Below are 16,281 nucleotides of genomic sequence, written 5' to 3' on the forward strand. Positions count from 1 at the left end.
CGATTTCATCGGGGCCCGCAGAGCAATACAACTGCAACAAGGCCGGATATAGAACTGCAGCCTAGCCTGTCTGAAACACACAAAATCACCTTGCCAAACGGGAGGCGTCCATATAGTCGTCATGAAACGTCTGAAAGAACTCAATGGCAGCGCCGCCGAAGTCGAAGCGGCGTTTTACGATGCCTTGCACCGCGCCGACCTTGAAGCGCTGATGGCGCTATGGGCCGACGATGAAGAGATCGTCTGCATCCACCCGGGCGGCGCACGCCTGATCGGCCATGCCGCCATCCGCGCCTCGTGGGAAGCCATTTTGGCGGGCGGCGGCCTGCACATCGTGCCGGCACAGCTGCATGAAACGCACAACCTGATGAGTTCCGTGCACACGGTGATCGAAGGCGTCACCCAGGAAGAAAGCGGCCCGGTACATCTGCTGGCCACGAATGTGTATGTGAAAACGCCGCGCGGCTGGCGCATCGTGCTGCACCACGCGTCCATCGCCCCGGGCGGCGCGCCGGCCGACAGCACGGGGACGCAGATCCTGCACTGATGTCTTTGCCTCTTATTTACAACGTGCCCTATACCGCCCCGCTGTGGCTGCCTGGCGGCCACGCGCAGACGATTTATCCGGCCGTGTGCCGCGCCAAGCCGGCCGTACCCTTCCGCCGCGAACGCTGGCAAGCGCCCGATGGCGACTTCGTCGATGTCGATCTGGTCGACGGCCAGCCGGGCCAGCCCTTCGTGGTGCTGTTCCACGGGCTGGAAGGCTCATCCAGCAGCCACTACGCGCGCGCCCTGATGGCCGAAGTGGCGGCGCGCGGCTGGTCGGGCGCCGTGCCGCATTTTCGCGGCTGCTCGGGCGAAGCCAACCTGGCACCCCGTTTTTACCATTCGGGCGATGCGCAGGAAGTGGACTGGATCGTGCAGCGCCTGCGCCCGCGCGCGACAGGTAAATTTTACGCGGCCGGCGTCTCGCTGGGCGGCAACGCCCTGCTGTGCTGGCTGGGTCAGTCGCAGCACCAGGCCGATTTCATCGATGCGGCGGCGGCCGTATCGGCCCCGCTGGACCTGGCGCAAGGGGGCAAGGCTCTGTCATCCGGCGCCAACCGGCTCTACACGCGCATGTTCCTGAACACGCTCAAACCGAAATGCCTGGCCAAGCTGGAACAGTTTCCCGGCCTGTTTGCGCGCGAGGCCATGCTGGCCGCGCGCGACTTGCACGCCTTCGACAATGTCGTCACGGCACCCCTGCACGGCTACCGCGACGCCGACGATTATTGGCACCGCGCCAGCGCCAAGCACGTCATCTCGGACATCACAGTTCCGACCCTGGTATTGAATGCGCAAAATGATCCCTTCCTGCCCGGGCGCTTCTTGCCGCGCAGCGCCGCGCCCAAGGTCATGCTCGAGTATCCGCGCCACGGCGGCCACGTCGGCTTTGCCGCAGGCAAGTTGCCGGGAAGCACACGCTGGCTGCCGCAGCGCCTGATCCACTTTTTTGAAGGCGGCAACACGGCGCCCTCTTCCCCGCAAAGCTGTCACGCTGGTAGCTCGCAAACGCACACGGAAAACGCTACACATGGATGAACTCGTCAAACAGGCCCTGGCCAAATGGCCGAACGTGCCCCACTGCTACGGCTGGCTGGGCCTCGATGCACGCGGCCACTGGCGCATGCGCGACCAGCATGCGCAACAGCAACAACTGCCCGGCGACAAGATCGCCCACGTGGCCCTGTTGAACTTTATCAACCGCAATTACGGTCAGGACGAACGCGGTTGCTGGTTTTTCCAGAATGGCCCGCAGCGCGTGTATGTGAATCTGGAAGCGACGCCGTATATCGCCCGCAACGATCCGCAGCACGTTTTTGTCTTGCAGACGGGTACGCCGCTGGCGCAAATCGAGCAGGCTTACCTGTGCGACAACGGTGCGCTGATCCTGCGCCAGGGCGACATCGTGGCGCAGATCGATGACCGCGACATGGCGCACGTGCTGCCATCGCTGCGCATTGATGGCATGGTGGCCAGCGACGAGGCCCTGCTGGCCTGGCTGGAAAATAGTCAGGGAAACTTGGTGTTATTGCATGACGGCAAGGAAATTGCCGTGCAGCCGCTAGCCTATGCCAGCGTGCCGCAAACCTTCGGCTTTCAGCGCGCGCCGCAAGCGGAGTAGCCGCTAGCCCTTCTGGTCCTTGATCTGTTCGCGGCGCTTTTCCTGCAGCTCGCGCTCACGCGCATCGATCACGGCCTGGTCGTAAAAAGTCGCGTCCGTCGACTTGCGGGCGATCGTCAGCTGGTCCAGTGCGGCCATGGTGGCGCCCTGCAGCACGTAGGATTCGGCCAGCGCCATGTGTTGCAAGGTCATCTTGCCCTGGTCCGCATAGGCTTTCGCCAATAAATCGTACAGTTCCGGCTCTTCCTTGTAGAGCTGCACCTGGTCGCGCAAGTACAAGGTCGATTGCTCCAGCTTGCCAGCAGCCATCAGCGCTTCCGCATATTGGTGGGCAATGCCGCGCGAGAGGGGAAACTGCTGGCGCGCCGCGTCCGCCGCCTTGAGGGCTTGCTGCGCCACCTCCTTCTTCTGCGCCGGCATCAACAGCACTTCCAGCCCCATCGCCGCCAGCAGCGAATTGGGGCCCTGCGTGCCACCCGAGGTAAACACATTCGGCCCGGCCGGCTGGTGCAGGGCGGCAGTGGCAGCGTCGAGTTCCTTCTGCGCTTCCGCTGGCTTGCCCTGCTTGACGGCGACAAAGGACAAGCCGTAATGGGCGGCCACCACCTGGAAACGGCTTTGCTGTTCCAGCTGCGTCTTGAAGACCGCCTTGGCATTCAACAGGCCTTGCACGCTTTCATCCTGCAGCACGCGGGCGCGGGCCCGGGCCAGGTGGAAACTCAGGCTGTCCGGACGCTGCTTGTAGGGCTGCTCGCGGATGCGCGCCTGGATGTCGGCGATACGTTCCGTCGTCAGCGGGTGGGTCTGCAGATAGGCGGGCATCAGGTCGCTGTACGAGCGGCTGGCCGCCTGCATGCGGCCGAAGAAGGCCACCATGCCGGTGGTATCGAAACCGGCCTCGCCCATGATCTGGAAACCGATGCGGTCCGCCTCGCGTTCGGCGTCGCGGCCGAAATTGAGCTGGCGCTGGATGGCCAGGCCCTGGCCGGCGGCAAACACGCCCATGGCCACGTCGCCGCCCGCGCGCGAAGCGAGCGCCGCCAGCAGCATGGCGGCCAGCGGCATCAGGGCATCCTGGCGCTGCTGGCCCAGCATGCGCGCGATATGGCGCTGCGCCACGTGGCCGATCTCGTGCGACAGCACGGAAGCCAGTTCCGCCTCCGTTTGCGCCGCCAGCACCAGGGCCGAGTGGACGCCGATGAAACCGCCGGGCAAGGCAAACGCGTTCAGTTGGGGATCGCGCACGGCAAAGAAGAAATAGTCGTAATTCGTTTCGCCGCGCACGCTGGGGCGCGCCGCCACGAGGGCGTTGCCGAAGGTATTCAGGTATTCCAGCAAGGGCGCGTCGTCGAGGTAATCGCGGTCGCCGCGGATGCCGCGCATGATTTCCTCGCCGATCTTGCGCTCCATCGCCGGCGACAGGTCTTCGCGCGAGGTATCGCCCAGGTTCGGCAGGTTCGGCGCCGCCGGCGCGGACGTATAGGTTTGCGCCAGCGCAAACGGCGCCGCCAGCCACAATGCAGCCAGCATGGATGTGCGCCAGGAGCGGCGCAGCCATGCCGCACCGGCGTTTTCAAGTACGATCGGAAGGGTAGTTTTTGAATTCACGGGTGCTATCATACCTTGTTAGCGGCGCCCATTTCCACGCAACAAGCATGCGCCATGCCAGTGGCATGGCGTCGTGGCCTGGCGTACCGTGCCCCCACTCCTCACCTATTTTGACGCCATGACAACAGCAGACAAGCAAGCCCTCGCCGGGGAACTGACCCATTTTGATGCCACGGGCCAGGCCCATATGGTCGACGTAGGTGCCAAGGAAGACACGCGCCGCAGCGCCGTGGCCGCCGGCACCATCCGCATGCAGCGCGCCACCCTGGCCTTGATTATTTCCGGCAACGCCAAGAAAGGCGACGTGCTGGGCATCGCCCGCATCGCCGCCATCATGGGCGCCAAGCGCACCAGCGACCTGATTCCCCTGTGCCACCCGCTGGCCCTCACCCGCGTCACCGTCGACTTCGAAGTGGATGAAGCGGCCAACAGCGTGCACTGCCGCGCCCAGGTCGACACCACCGGCAAGACGGGCGTGGAAATGGAAGCGCTCACTTCCGTGCAGATTGGCTTATTGACGATTTATGACATGTGCAAGGCCGTCGACCGCGGCATGGTCATGACGAATGTGCGCGTGCTGGAAAAGCATGGCGGCAAGTCGGGCGATTGGCACGCACAGGTTTAACTATGCTGCCTGGCGCGCCAACTGGCCCTGGACGCGGCGCAAGTCGCACAGCAGCCAGACGGCACTGGCCAGGCACAGCACGATGATGGCCATCGACAGGGGCAAGTGAAACTGCTCCAGCCCGGCCAGCGCAAAGCCGGCATGGATCAAACACGTTCCCACGCCCAGCGCGGCGCACACGCCCGCATACAGGGCCGCCCGCGGGGTGGCCAACAGCACGTGCCGGTAGCCCACCAGTACCACGGCAATGGCTGCCAGGTTAAATACCAGGAAACCCTGTATGCCGCCCGGCACATGGAACATTTCCCATTCGCGCCAGTACGCCGCATCGACCTGATGCAGGATCAACAACAACATCGTCCAGAAATAGCTGCGCGGCATAAGATTTACATTCGTCAATATTGACGCAATTGTAAAGCCTGAACCGCCTGCCAGGACGCGCACATGGTATTTTTCGATACCAATATGAATTTCATTGATATAAGTGCTTTTTCATCAAGAAATCATGCATACTGCGAATCGACAATATCAAGATGAGCATCGCATGACAAGCAACAAGCCCGCGGCGGAAAGCAAGCTCCAGGACTTCGAATTCGAGGCGATGAATCTGCAGGTGGGCGGACGCATCCAGTTCATCACGCACCGCACCATCAAACCCATCCAGCATTTCTCGACCCTGATCGGCTATGTAAAAGACGAGTACCTGATCGTCAAGATTCCCATGGAAAACGGCGCGTCCATCGTGCTCAACGAGGGCGACAAGCTGACCATCCGCGTGTTTTCCGGCGTCACCGTGTGTTCGTTTGCGTGCAGCGTGCTGCGCATCTTTGGCCGCCCGCTCAATTATGTGCACCTGAGCTTTCCCGACGCCATCCAGGGCACCAGCCTGCGCACGGCCATGCGCGTGAAAGTGGACATTCCGGCGCAGCTGAGCTACCGCGACGTGGCGGCCGTGCCCGTGTTTATCGTCAACCTCAGCGTCTCGGGGGCGCTGATCGAGGCGCCCAGCATGCTCACGCCGGACGACGAGGGCGTCGCGCTCAGCTTTACCCTGCTGGTGCAGCCGAACAAGCATCAGATGCGCGTCAATACGCGCGCGCGCATCCAGAACGTCAGCGTGGGCAAGCCGTCGAATGGCAATACCGCCGAGGTGGCTGAAATCTATACGTATGGCGTGCAATTCATCGACCTGGAACCGACCCACTACACCCTGCTGCAAAACCTCACCTATGAAGCGCTGATCGCAGACCGGCAAAAAATCGTCTGACACGGACGCGGCAGGCGCCGCTTACTGCGTCGCCACCACCTTGGGAATATTGTTCCTGGTAATAGCTTCCTTGACCGCCGCATTCGTCACGCTGGTGCTGTTAAACCAGCTCAGGCTGCTGGAGCCGACCTGCAGCTCCATGCTCACTGTCTGGCCACCCATGCCGCTGCCCATGTCGCCCGCCAGGGTCAGCTCGATATTGCCCTTGTCGACCTTGGCGCCGGCCACTTCGCGCGTCGGGCTAAAGATGGGGATGGCGCTGGGCACGGCCGGGGTGGGAGTGCTGCAAGCGGTCGCCAGGCCCCCGTTTTCCTGCACGCACAGGGCCACGGCTGTCTTCAGCGGTGCGGCCGCCGCCAGCATGTTGCTGACCTTGGCACGCATCGTATAGTCGCCATACTGGGGAATGGCCACGGCCGCCAGGATGCCGGCGATGGCCACCACGATCATCAGTTCTATCAGGGTAAATCCGCTCTGCGCGCGCATCGTATTCTCCCATTGTGCATTGCTCGTGCCGTGCACGGTGCAAGCGCCATGCCAGCGGCGCGCCCGGGCAGCGGCGGTACACGTGGAAAGAAAAATGACACATTTGGGCAGGTTCGGACCAGCGCCGTCGGTCCAGGTCGGAAAGCGGCCTGTCTTGCGGACGACAAAAAGGAGCCGAAGCTCCTTTTGGTACTGCGTGAACCTGGCTGGAATTACAGCATGGCTTTCAGCAGACGCGCCATTTCCGACGGGTTTTTGGTCACGGTGATGCCGCAAGCTTCCATGATTTCCAGCTTGGCTTGTGCCGTATCGGCACCGCCCGAGATCAACGCGCCGGCGTGGCCCATGCGCTTGCCTGGAGGAGCGGTGACGCCAGCGATGAAGCCAACGACCGGTTTTTTCATGTTGTCTTTGATCCAATAAGCCGCGTTGGCTTCGTCCGGACCGCCGATTTCGCCGATCATGATGACCGCGTCGGTATCTGGATCATCATTGAACATCTTCATGATGTCGATGTGCTTCAGACCGTTGATCGGGTCGCCGCCGATGCCGACTGCCGACGATTGGCCCAGGCCCAATGCCGTCAGCTGACCCACTGCTTCATAGGTCAGGGTACCCGAACGCGAAACCACGCCGATACGGCCTTTTTTATGGATGTGACCTGGCATGATGCCGATCTTGATTTCGTCTGGCGTGATCAAGCCTGGGCAGTTAGGGCCCAGCAGCAAGGTTTTGCTGCCCGACTTGGCCATACGGTCTTTCAAGGCCATCATGTCACGCACAGGAATGCCTTCGGTGATGCAAATGGCCAGATCCATTTCAGCTTCGACAGCTTCCCAGATCGCCGCTGCCGCGCCTGCTGGCGGCACGTAGATCACGGACACGTTGGCGCCGGTTTCTTTTTTCGCTTCGGTCACGCTAGCGAAAATGGGAATGCCTTCGAAGTCTTCGCCGGCTTTCTTCGGGTTCACGCCTGCCACGAAGGCAGCTTTGCCGTTCGCGTAGTCGCGGCAACCGCGGGTGTGGAACTGGCCGGTCTTGCCGGTGATCCCTTGGGTTATGACTTTGGTATCTTTATTGATCAGAATGGACATGTTGATTCCTTAATTAAGCTTGACCGGCAGCGGCGGCAACGACGCTCTTGGCTGCATCTTCCATGGTGTCGGCTGCGATGATAGGCAGACCGGAATCGGCCAGCATCTTTTTGCCCAGGTCTTCGTTGGTGCCCTTCATGCGCACGACCAGCGGTACGTTCAGCGAGACAGCTTTCACCGCGGCGATGACGCCTTCGGCGATCACGTCGCAACGCATGATGCCGCCGAAAATGTTCACCAGGATGGCTTTCAGGCCTGGGTTTTTCAGCATGATCTTGAACGCTTCGGTCACTTTTTCTGCCGTAGCGCCGCCGCCAACGTCCAGGAAGTTGGCTGGCTCGCCGCCAAACAGCTTGATGGTGTCCATGGTGGCCATGGCCAGGCCGGCGCCGTTCACCAGGCAACCGATGTTGCCGTCGAGCGAAATGTAAGCCAGGTCGAATTTCGACGCTTCGATTTCAGCTGGATCTTCTTCGTCCAGATCGCGCAGGGCGACGATTTCCGGATGGCGGAACAGGGCGTTCGGGTCGAAGTTGAACTTGGCGTCCAGGGCGATGACTTTGCCGCTGCCGGTGACGATCAGCGGATTGATTTCGGCCAGCGAGCAGTCGGTTTCCCAGTACGCTTTGTACAGGCCTTGCAGGTTGACGCGGGCGTCGGCGATGGAACCGGCAGGCACGCCGATTTTGGTCGCGATGTCGTCTGCCTGGGCATCGGTCAGGCCAACGCTTGGATCGATGGTGACGTGGTGGATCTTCTCTGGGTGGCTCTCGGCCACTTCTTCGATGTCCATGCCGCCTTCGGACGAAGCCATCAGGACGATTTTCTGGGTGACGCGGTCGGTGACCAGCGAAACGTACAGTTCTTGTTTGATGTCGGCGCCTTCTTCCACCAGCAGGCGGTTGACTTTTTGGCCTTCGGCGCTGGTCTGGTGCGTGATCAGCTGCATGCCCATGATCTGGTCGGCGTATTCCTTGACCTGTTCGATCGATTTTGCCACTTTCACGCCGCCGCCCTTGCCGCGGCCACCTGCGTGGATCTGCGCCTTGACGACCCATACCGGACCGCCCAGGGTTTCCGCAGCCTTGACGGCTTCGTCGACGGACATGCACGGAATACCGCGTGGTACCGTCACTCCATACTGCCGGAGGATTTCTTTGGCTTGATACTCATGGATTTTCATGCTGGCTTCCCTTCTGATACTGATGTGTAAAAATACGGTTAGTGGTGCAAAAAAAACAGGAAAAACAGAGCGCCGGGGTTACGCTTTGGCTACCCAGCGCGGGTAATACTGTGCAACCGCCCCGCCATCGGTGCGCAGGGCGTGACACTTGTCGAGTTGAAACGGCTTTTCATGCGACAAATCAGCATTCTCACCGTCGCGGGTCGACCAGACATCGCCGGCAAATGCCTGAACCGTCGCAGTCGGCAAGACTTGCGCCAATTCGGTCAAATGGGTACAGCCGGCGATTCCCGCCAGGCGCTGTTTCAAGTCGCGGCGGAAATTCTTCAATAAATTCAGACCGATCAGCGCCCTGTAAGCGGGGCCGATGGTATCGCAAAAACCGGGATAGGGTACGGAATCGGAGGCAGCTTCGGCCTCGACAATGGTCAGTTCGTGATCGACGGTAATGCGTAAGTGGAGGTCATGCAGGGGAGTGCCGGCGGGACGGGGGCCGGAGGCCAGCATCGCGTCATAGCTTTTGATATCGGTGATACGGGCGTCAATATCCCACAGGCCGTCGTCGCGCATATACGCTTGGACGTCGATAACGCGGGAGTGCCGTAGGGCGCGCCGGGATACGGGAGTTGGCAGGGGCATAAGACCGATGCCGCTTGCGCGGCCATAATTTAGTAAGCAGCCATGTGCCTAAAGCACGCTGTTCGCAGCTTCTACGAACAGCAACCGCACCTGCGGCGCCGCAAAAACCCTAAAAGTGTAGCACATTGGGCGCTGGTTGCGCCGCAACATAATTTTTCATTGCTTTGATAAAAACATTTCAAAGTATAAAGAATACACATGGAAATTGATGCTGTTATCACGCATGGTGATGATAGATATGGCCGACGCGCGCCGCGAAATACCGCAACTTGCCGCGCCTGCCCGGCAGACGGCAGCACGGGCAGGCCCGGCTCCACGCAGTGCAACAATATGCCATCCAGTGACAGCCGGATGACAAGGAAAGTGAACTTACCAGTAAAACAATGATCTGCAGCGAGGCTGGCTTGCCGGCAAGGCACAGGGCAGCCATCAACTGTTGCAGAAGGAACACAGCGGGGCCACGGCGGGCAGGCCCGCGCGCAGACCTGACCTTTGGCCAGCGGGACGCCGCGTGGCGCGTGCCTAGTCGTCCTCGGGCTCCAGGCCTTTCAAGGCCACCTGCACAGCGCGCTGCGAAAAGCCGCGCTGCATCAGGAAGCGCACCTGCTTGTTGCGCTGTTCGGCATCCTGCGCCACCTGGCCGAACTTGCGACGCCACACTTCGCAGGCGCGCGCGGTCTCGCCTTCGGCCAGGCCCGCCTTGATTTCCTGCAACGCCTCGCCGGCGATGCCATGGCTTTGCAATTCCGCCATGATGCGGCTATTGCCGAAACGGGCCGAGCGGCGATGGATCAGCGATTCGGAAAAACGCTCCTGCGACAGCCAGTTGGCCTGCTCCAGGCTGTCAAGCAAGGCTTCCACATCATCGTCCTCCTGCGCATGCCGCTGCAGCTTGCGCCGCAATTCCATGCGGCTGTGTTCGCGCATCGACAGAAAGCGTAGCGCCCTGCCCTTCAGGCTTAGTTGTACCGCTGCCATCATTCCACCCTATCGTCCATCACATCAACACAAGCGATATACCGTCAAACGCCGGCCAGACACCGCTCAAAAACACCGTCAAAAGCACAAATGCCGCCTGGCGCACGGGCGCGAGGCGGCATTCATTGTAGATCTTTTGCGCGGCAAGCCACGGAGCAAGCGCCCCGCAACCCGCCACAGGCAAGGCCAGCCGAAACTGGCCGTGCCGCAACAGCTGACTAGCCTGCTTACTCGGCGAGCTTGGCTTCCACAGCCTTGGCAGCCTTGTCGGCGGCTTTATCCGCTTTTTCCGGCTTTTCAGCAGCCAGCGGCGGCAGTTCGCGCACGCCCAGCGAAGCGCGGACCTTGTTTTCGATTTCGCGGGCCAGCGCCGGACGCTCTTGCAGGAAGGCGCGGGCGTTGTCCTTGCCCTGGCCGATGCGTTCGCCGTTGTAGCTGTACCACGAACCGGATTTTTCCACGATCTTGGCATCCGAGCCCAGATCCAGGATTTCGCCTTCGCGCGAGGTGCCGGCGCCGTACAGGATGTCGAAGTGCGCTTCCTTGAATGGTGGCGCGATCTTGTTCTTGACGACCTTGACTTTGGTTTCGTTGCCGATCACTTCATCGCCGGACTTGATCGAGCCGGTGCGGCGGATATCCAGGCGCACGGAAGCGTAGAATTTCAGCGCATTGCCGCCCGTGGTGGTTTCCGGGCTGCCGAACATCACGCCGATCTTCATGCGGATCTGGTTGATGAAGATGACCAAGGTATTCGTGCGGTTGATGGAACCGGTCAGCTTGCGCAGGGCTTGCGACATCAGGCGCGCTTGCAAGCCTGGCAGGGAATCGCCCATGTCGCCTTCGATCTCGGCGCGTGGCGTCAGTGCCGCCACGGAGTCGATGACGACCAGGTCGACGCTGCCCGAACGCACGAGGGCGTCGCAGATTTCCAGCGCCTGCTCACCCGTATCCGGTTGCGAGATCAGCAATTCGTGCAGGTTCACGCCCAGCTTTTGCGCGTAACCGACGTCCAGCGCGTGCTCGGCATCGATAAAGGCGCAAGTACCGCCCAGCTTTTGCATTTCAGCAATGGTTTGCAGGGTCAGGGTGGTTTTACCCGACGATTCCGGACCGTAGATTTCCACCACGCGGCCGCGTGGCAAGCCGCCCACGCCCAGCGCGATATCGAGGCCGAGCGAACCGGTCGACACGACTTGCACTTCTTCGATCACCGCGCTGGCATCCATGCGCATGACCGAACCTTTGCCAAACTGCTTCTCGATCTGCGCCAGTGCGGCGGCGAGCGCCTTGGCTTTTTCCGATGCGGGTACTACAGCTTTTTTATCGTCCATATGTTCTTTCAGCCGTTCTACAGTTGCAGATCCATTTGAATCCTGCAGCCTGCGATAGCGCCAGTGGGTTAAATTCTTTACACAGACAGTACTGTATAAAAAAACAGTGATCAATGCAAGCGGAACGTGGATTTGTTTTGAAACAGATCAATACAACCCTGGTTTTTCACAAAAACTATCCACCTTGCGGAAAATGAAACACAATACAGACTTCAGATGTCCTGATGTTGCAAGCATAGGAAGTGCACCATGCGTATTTTACTTGCCGAAGATGACAGCGTGCTGGCCGATGGCCTGACCCGCTCGCTGCGCCAGTCCGGTTATGCGATCGACTACGTCCAGACCGGCCAGGAGGCCGACACGGCCCTGTCCACCCAGGAATTCGACCTGCTGATCCTCGACCTGGGCCTGCCGAAGATGTCCGGCCTGGAGGTGCTGCGCCGCCTGCGCGCGCGCGCCTCGCTGCTGCCGGTGCTGATCCTGACGGCCGCCGATTCCATCGAACAACGCGTGAATGGCCTCGACCTGGGTGCCGATGATTATATGGCCAAGCCGTTCGCCCTGTCGGAACTGGAGGCAAGAGTGCGCGCCCTGACGCGCCGCGGCGCCGGCGGCGGCGCCACCGTCATCAAGCACGGCCCCCTCAGCTACGACCAGGTGGGGCGCAGCGCCTACATCAACGATCAGATGCTCGACCTGTCGGCACGCGAACTGGGCTTGCTGGAAATCTTGCTGGGCCGCACCGGCCGTCTCGTCTCGAAAGAACAGTTGGTCGACCACCTGTGCGAATGGGGCGAAGAAGTGTCGAACAACGCCATCGAAGTGTATGTGCACCGTTTGCGCAAGAAGATCGAGGTGGGCGGCGTGCGCATCGCCACCGTGCGCGGCCTCGGCTATTGCCTGGAAAAATACTCGGAAGCGGCGCGCCTGAACGCCGAAGCGGGCGAGTCGGCGAGCCCGGCCAGCGGACCCACCAGCAAGTGAAGGCGCGCGAGGCGCCAGCGGACGAGGCGGACGACGACGACTGGTTCGAGCCGCCCACCACGGAGCAGGATGACACCATCGAGCATTCGCTGTTTGGCGAAATCCTCGACTGGATGCTGGCGCCCTTGCTGCTGCTGTGGCCGATGAGCATCGCCATCACCTATCTGGTGGCCAAGGGCATCGCCAATCAGCCGTTCGACCATGCGCTGGAAGACAGCGTAACGGTGCTGACGCAACAGGTCAAGCAAGCCGACGGCGCGATGCTGCGCCGCGTGCAGGACAAGAACAGCAGTAACAAGGGCCGCGACTTCCTGCGCGGCGACGATGTCGACACCCTGTATTACCTGGTGGTGGGCGGGCACGGCGAATACCTCGACGGCGACCGCGACTTGCCACCGCCGCAAGACCCCGACAAATACCGCAGCGGCATGGTGCTGTTTCGCAACGACACCATCCACGGCACGCCCGTGCGCGTCGCGTTCAGCTATCTCGACATGCCGTCCAGCACCGACGACGAACCGCGCCGCACGCTGGTGCAAGTGGCCGAGACGCTGGAAAAGCGCGCCCAGCTGGCCAATGAAATCATCAAGGGCGTGATCTTGCCGCAGTTCATCATCCTGCCCGTGATCCTGGCCCTGGTCTGGTTTGCCCTGGCGCGCGGCCTGTCGCCGCTGGCGCAATTGCAGGAGCGCATACGCGCGCGGCCGCCCGACGACCTCTCCCCCATCGAATCGGGCCAGGTGCCCGAGGAAATCACGCCACTGGTCGGTTCGCTCAACGAGATGCTCGCGCGGCTATCTCTGTCGATCGACATGCAGAAACGCTTCATCGCCGATGCCGCGCACCAGATGAAAACGCCGCTGGCCGGCATGCGCATGCAATCCGAGCTGGCCCTGCGCCAGACCGACCACGACGAGATTCACCGCTCGCTGCTGCAACTGGCGAAAAGTTCGGAGGCGGCCACGCGCCTGGTGAACCAGCTGCTGGCCCTGGCGCGCGCGGAAAACCAGCCGCAGGCGGGCACGGCGTTCGAACCGATCGAGCTGAGCGAACTGGCGCGCGGCGTGGTGCAGGACTGGGTGCAAGCCTCGTTTGCCCAGCATATCGACCTGGGCTTCGAACAGCCAGCGTATTCGATCATGATTTCCGGCAATGCCATGATGCTGCGTGAACTGCTGAGTAATCTGATCGACAATGCCCTGCGCTACACGCCGGCTGGCGGCAGCGTCACGGTGCGCGTGCGCAGCACCCTGGAGCTGGCCATCCTGGAAGTGGAAGATACGGGCCCCGGCATACCGCCGGCCGAGCGGGCGCACGTGTTCGAACGCTTTTACCGCATTCTCGGCAGCAATGTCGATGGCAGCGGACTGGGCCTGGCCATCGTGCGCGAGATTGCCCAGCAGCATGGTGCCGAAGTCGATATTGTTAACAATCCGCGCGCGCACTCGCCGAAGCTGCCGGGCACCCTGCTGCGCCTCAGCATCGCCCTGCTGTTGCCGGACGCGCCAGAAGAGGATCACATCACGTATGGATAAGCCGAGCCCAACCGTTCCCCCGGCACGGCCGGCGCGTACGCCCAGCCCCGAGCTGCAGGCGCGCCTCGATGTCCACTGGCACAAGACGCGGCGCCTGACGGCCATCCTGCTGCTGGTCTGGCTGCTGACGGGCTTTCTGACCGTGTTTTATGCGCGCGAACTGTTGCATCTGAATCTGTTCGGCTGGCCGCTACCCTTTTATATGGCGGCCCAGGGCGCCTCGCTGGTGTACCTGGCCATCATTGCCTTCTATGCCTGGCGCATGCGGCGCCTGGACCGGGCTTTTCATGCCGGGGAGCAGGCATGAGCGGCCAGCGCAGCTTCTTTGCGCGCCTGTGCAGCTACTACCTGCTGTTTACCGCCGGCTTTGCCGCCTTCCTGCTGGCGCTGGCGGTGCTGGAACAGGAAGGCATGCCGCGCGCGTGGATCGGCTACCTGTTCATGCTGGTCACCATCACCCTGTACGCCACCATCGGCGTCATCAGCCGCACCTCGAATGTCACCGAATACTATGTGGCAGGGCGCCGGGTGCCGGCCATGTTCAACGGCATGGCCACGGCCGCCGACTGGATTTCGGCCGCCAGCTTCATCAGCCTGGCCGGGGGCCTGTACCTGAACGGTTTTGACGGCCTGGCCTTCATCATGGGCTGGACGGGCGGCTATTGCCTGGTGGCGCTATTGATCGCCCCCTACCTGCGCAAGTTCAGCCAGTACACGATTCCCGATTTCCTCGCCGCCCGCTACGGCAGCGGCACCGACAAGCGCGGCGCCAGCGTGCGCGTGGTGGCCGTGGCCGCCACCATCATCGTGTCGTTTACGTATGTGGTGGCGCAGATCTACGCCGTCGGCCTGATCGCCTCGCGCTTCACGGGCGTGGATTTTTCCGTCGGCATCTTCCTGGGCCTGGCCAGCATCCTGGTCTGCTCCTTCTTGGGCGGCATGCGCGCCATCACCTGGACGCAGGTGGCGCAGTACATCATCATCCTGGTCGCCTTTCTGATTCCCGCCATGTGGCTGTCAGTCAAGCATGCGGACAATCCCGTGCCGCAGATCGCCTACGGCAAGGTGTTGCCGCAACTGAGCGCGCGCGAACACGTGCTGGAAACGGACCCGAAAGAAAACGAAGTGCGCGCCATCTTCCGCCAGCGCGCGCACAGCTACCAGGCGCGCATCGCCGGCTTGCCCGGTTCCTGGGAGCAAGGCCGCCTGGCGGCCCAGCGCCAGCTCGATAGTTTGCGCCAGCGCAATACTTCGCTATTCGATATCCGTAACGCGGAGCGCTACCTGATTGCCTATCCGAAAAGCCCGGACGAGGCACGCGTGCTGTGGCAGGCGGCGCAGGTGCAGAATCAGAAACGCGCCGAACCGATCATTCCGCACGCGCAGCCGTTTCCCGCCGCGGACCGCGAGCAGTCCGACATCAAGCGCAACAATTTCCTGGCCCTCGTATTTTGCATGATGCTGGGCACGGCCGCCCTGCCGCATATCCTGATGCGCTCCTACACCACGCCCTCCGTGCACGAAACGCGCGTGTCCGTCTTCTGGACCCTGTTTTTCATCTTGTTGATCTACCTCACGATTCCCGCGCTGGCCGTGCTGGTCAAGTACGATATTTACTCGGCACTGGTAGGCACGCAATACACGAACCTGCCCACCTGGGTGTCGTACTGGGCGAATGTGGACAAGCTCAGCCCCCTGATCAGCATCGTCGACGTCAACCGCGACGGCATCGTGCAACTGGCGGAAATTTCCATCGACGCCGACGTGCTGGTGCTCGCCACGCCCGAGATCGCCGGCCTGCCTTATGTGATTTCCGGACTGGTGGCGGCCGGCGGCCTGGCTGCCGCGCTGTCGACGGCGGACGGCTTGCTGCTGGCCATTTCCAACGCCCTGTCACACGACATCTATTATAAGGTGGTCGATCCCAACGCCTCGACGCAAAAGCGCGTGACGATTTCAAAATTGCTGCTGCTGGCCGTGGCCTTCATCGCCGCCTATGCGGCCTCGCAAAAGCCGGCCGATATCCTGTCGCTGGTGGGCGTGGCTTTTTCCCTGGCTGCCTCGACCCTGTTCCCGCCGCTGGTGCTGGGCGTGTTCTGGAAACGCGCCAACTACCAGGGCGCGCTGGCCGGCATGCTGGCCGGCTTTGGCGTGTGTCTGTATTACATGTTGCACACCAGCACCATGCTGGGCGGCAACGCCAGCGGTCAATGGTTGCATATCGCGCCCATCTCCGCCGGCATCTTCGGCGTGCCGGCCGGCCTGGCCGCCGCCATCCTGGTCAGCTGGCTGACGCCGGCGCCGGGACGGCGCAGCACGGGGCTGGTGGAGCATATCCGGGCGCCGGAATAAGCGCGCATCCAGGCCTGGGATAACGTGGA

At 61.9% G+C, this 16,281-nt stretch carries 17 protein-coding genes; 9 read left to right on the forward strand and 8 right to left on the reverse strand.

The window, feature by feature from the left end; all coding sequences use genetic code 11:
* Nucleotides 1–121: 121 nt before the first annotated feature.
* The 3 genes from ACQ4WP_RS11140 to ACQ4WP_RS11150 are packed head-to-tail and all read left to right on the forward strand — an operon-like array spanning nt 122 to nt 2,167.
* Nucleotides 122–547 (forward strand): YybH family protein, encoded by a 426-nt coding sequence (locus tag ACQ4WP_RS11140; protein ID WP_436520539.1) that lies wholly within the window; start codon nt 122–124, stop codon nt 545–547.
* Complete coding sequence (locus ACQ4WP_RS11145; RefSeq protein ID WP_436520541.1) at nt 547–1,584, forward strand: YheT family hydrolase; 1,038 nt, start codon at nt 547–549, stop codon at nt 1,582–1,584. Before ACQ4WP_RS11140 ends, ACQ4WP_RS11145 begins: the two co-directional genes overlap by 1 nt.
* On the forward strand, nt 1,577–2,167 hold the full coding sequence (locus tag ACQ4WP_RS11150) for a DUF2946 family protein (protein ID WP_436520543.1): 591 nt from the start codon (nt 1,577–1,579) through the stop codon (nt 2,165–2,167). Before ACQ4WP_RS11145 ends, ACQ4WP_RS11150 begins: the two co-directional genes overlap by 8 nt.
* Before the next feature lie 3 nt (nt 2,168–2,170).
* Here the strand turns inward: ACQ4WP_RS11150 and ACQ4WP_RS11155 are convergent, their stop codons facing one another.
* Complete coding sequence (locus tag ACQ4WP_RS11155; protein ID WP_436520545.1) at nt 2,171–3,697, reverse strand: beta-barrel assembly-enhancing protease; 1,527 nt, start codon at nt 3,695–3,697, stop codon at nt 2,171–2,173.
* 196 nt (nt 3,698–3,893) lie between these two features.
* On the opposite strand from ACQ4WP_RS11155, the gene moaC reads away from it, so the two are divergent.
* Nucleotides 3,894–4,400, forward strand: a complete 507-nt coding sequence (gene moaC, locus ACQ4WP_RS11160; protein WP_436520944.1) for a cyclic pyranopterin monophosphate synthase MoaC — start codon at nt 3,894–3,896, stop codon at nt 4,398–4,400.
* Here the strand turns inward: moaC and ACQ4WP_RS11165 are convergent, their stop codons facing one another.
* Complete coding sequence (locus ACQ4WP_RS11165; protein WP_436520547.1) at nt 4,401–4,781, reverse strand: DUF6713 family protein; 381 nt, start codon at nt 4,779–4,781, stop codon at nt 4,401–4,403.
* 163 nt (nt 4,782–4,944) lie between these two features.
* Between ACQ4WP_RS11165 and ACQ4WP_RS11170 the strand changes: the two genes are divergently transcribed.
* The gene (locus ACQ4WP_RS11170) at nt 4,945–5,667 is read left to right on the forward strand and encodes a flagellar brake protein (protein ID WP_436520549.1); all 723 of its coding nucleotides are present in this window, start codon (nt 4,945–4,947) and stop codon (nt 5,665–5,667) included.
* A gap of 21 nt (nt 5,668–5,688) precedes the next feature.
* Here ACQ4WP_RS11170 and ACQ4WP_RS11175 read toward each other — a convergent pair whose 3' ends face one another.
* The 6 genes from ACQ4WP_RS11175 to recA form a co-directional block, all read right to left on the reverse strand.
* On the reverse strand, nt 5,689–6,153 hold the full coding sequence (locus ACQ4WP_RS11175) for a pilin (RefSeq protein ID WP_436520551.1): 465 nt from the start codon (nt 6,151–6,153) through the stop codon (nt 5,689–5,691).
* Nucleotides 6,154–6,365: 212 nt separating this feature from the next.
* Entirely contained in the window at nt 6,366–7,247 is an 882-nt protein-coding gene (gene sucD / locus ACQ4WP_RS11180; RefSeq protein ID WP_436520553.1) for a succinate--CoA ligase subunit alpha, read from the reverse strand.
* Between the two features lie 13 nt (nt 7,248–7,260).
* A complete protein-coding gene (sucC, locus tag ACQ4WP_RS11185; protein ID WP_436520555.1) occupies nt 7,261–8,430 on the reverse strand; it encodes an ADP-forming succinate--CoA ligase subunit beta in 1,170 nt (389 codons plus the stop codon).
* A 78-nt stretch (nt 8,431–8,508) separates the two neighbouring features.
* Nucleotides 8,509–9,069, reverse strand: coding sequence for a DUF2889 domain-containing protein (locus tag ACQ4WP_RS11190; protein ID WP_436520557.1), 561 nt, complete (start codon nt 9,067–9,069; stop codon nt 8,509–8,511).
* A 522-nt stretch (nt 9,070–9,591) separates the two neighbouring features.
* Nucleotides 9,592–10,047, reverse strand: a complete 456-nt coding sequence (gene recX, locus ACQ4WP_RS11195; RefSeq protein WP_436520946.1) for a recombination regulator RecX — start codon at nt 10,045–10,047, stop codon at nt 9,592–9,594.
* Between the two features lie 227 nt (nt 10,048–10,274).
* On the reverse strand, nt 10,275–11,381 hold the full coding sequence (recA, locus tag ACQ4WP_RS11200) for a recombinase RecA (protein WP_436520559.1): 1,107 nt from the start codon (nt 11,379–11,381) through the stop codon (nt 10,275–10,277).
* Nucleotides 11,382–11,630: 249 nt separating this feature from the next.
* Between recA and ACQ4WP_RS11205 the strand changes: the two genes are divergently transcribed.
* The 4 genes from ACQ4WP_RS11205 to ACQ4WP_RS11220 are packed head-to-tail and all read left to right on the forward strand — an operon-like array spanning nt 11,631 to nt 16,252.
* A complete protein-coding gene (locus ACQ4WP_RS11205) occupies nt 11,631–12,365 on the forward strand; it encodes a response regulator (RefSeq protein ID WP_436520561.1) in 735 nt (244 codons plus the stop codon).
* On the forward strand, nt 12,362–13,900 hold the full coding sequence (locus ACQ4WP_RS11210) for a sensor histidine kinase (protein WP_436520563.1): 1,539 nt from the start codon (nt 12,362–12,364) through the stop codon (nt 13,898–13,900). The genes ACQ4WP_RS11205 and ACQ4WP_RS11210 overlap by 4 nt, the downstream gene beginning before the upstream one ends.
* Nucleotides 13,893–14,207, forward strand: a complete 315-nt coding sequence (locus tag ACQ4WP_RS11215; RefSeq protein ID WP_436520565.1) for a DUF4212 domain-containing protein — start codon at nt 13,893–13,895, stop codon at nt 14,205–14,207. The genes ACQ4WP_RS11210 and ACQ4WP_RS11215 overlap by 8 nt, the downstream gene beginning before the upstream one ends.
* Complete coding sequence (locus ACQ4WP_RS11220) at nt 14,204–16,252, forward strand: sodium:solute symporter family protein (protein ID WP_436520567.1); 2,049 nt, start codon at nt 14,204–14,206, stop codon at nt 16,250–16,252. The genes ACQ4WP_RS11215 and ACQ4WP_RS11220 overlap by 4 nt, the downstream gene beginning before the upstream one ends.
* Nucleotides 16,253–16,281: the final 29 nt, after the last annotated feature.

Source organism: Janthinobacterium lyxosi (assembly GCF_051380665.1).
GTDB lineage: Bacteria > Pseudomonadota > Gammaproteobacteria > Burkholderiales > Burkholderiaceae_D > Janthinobacterium.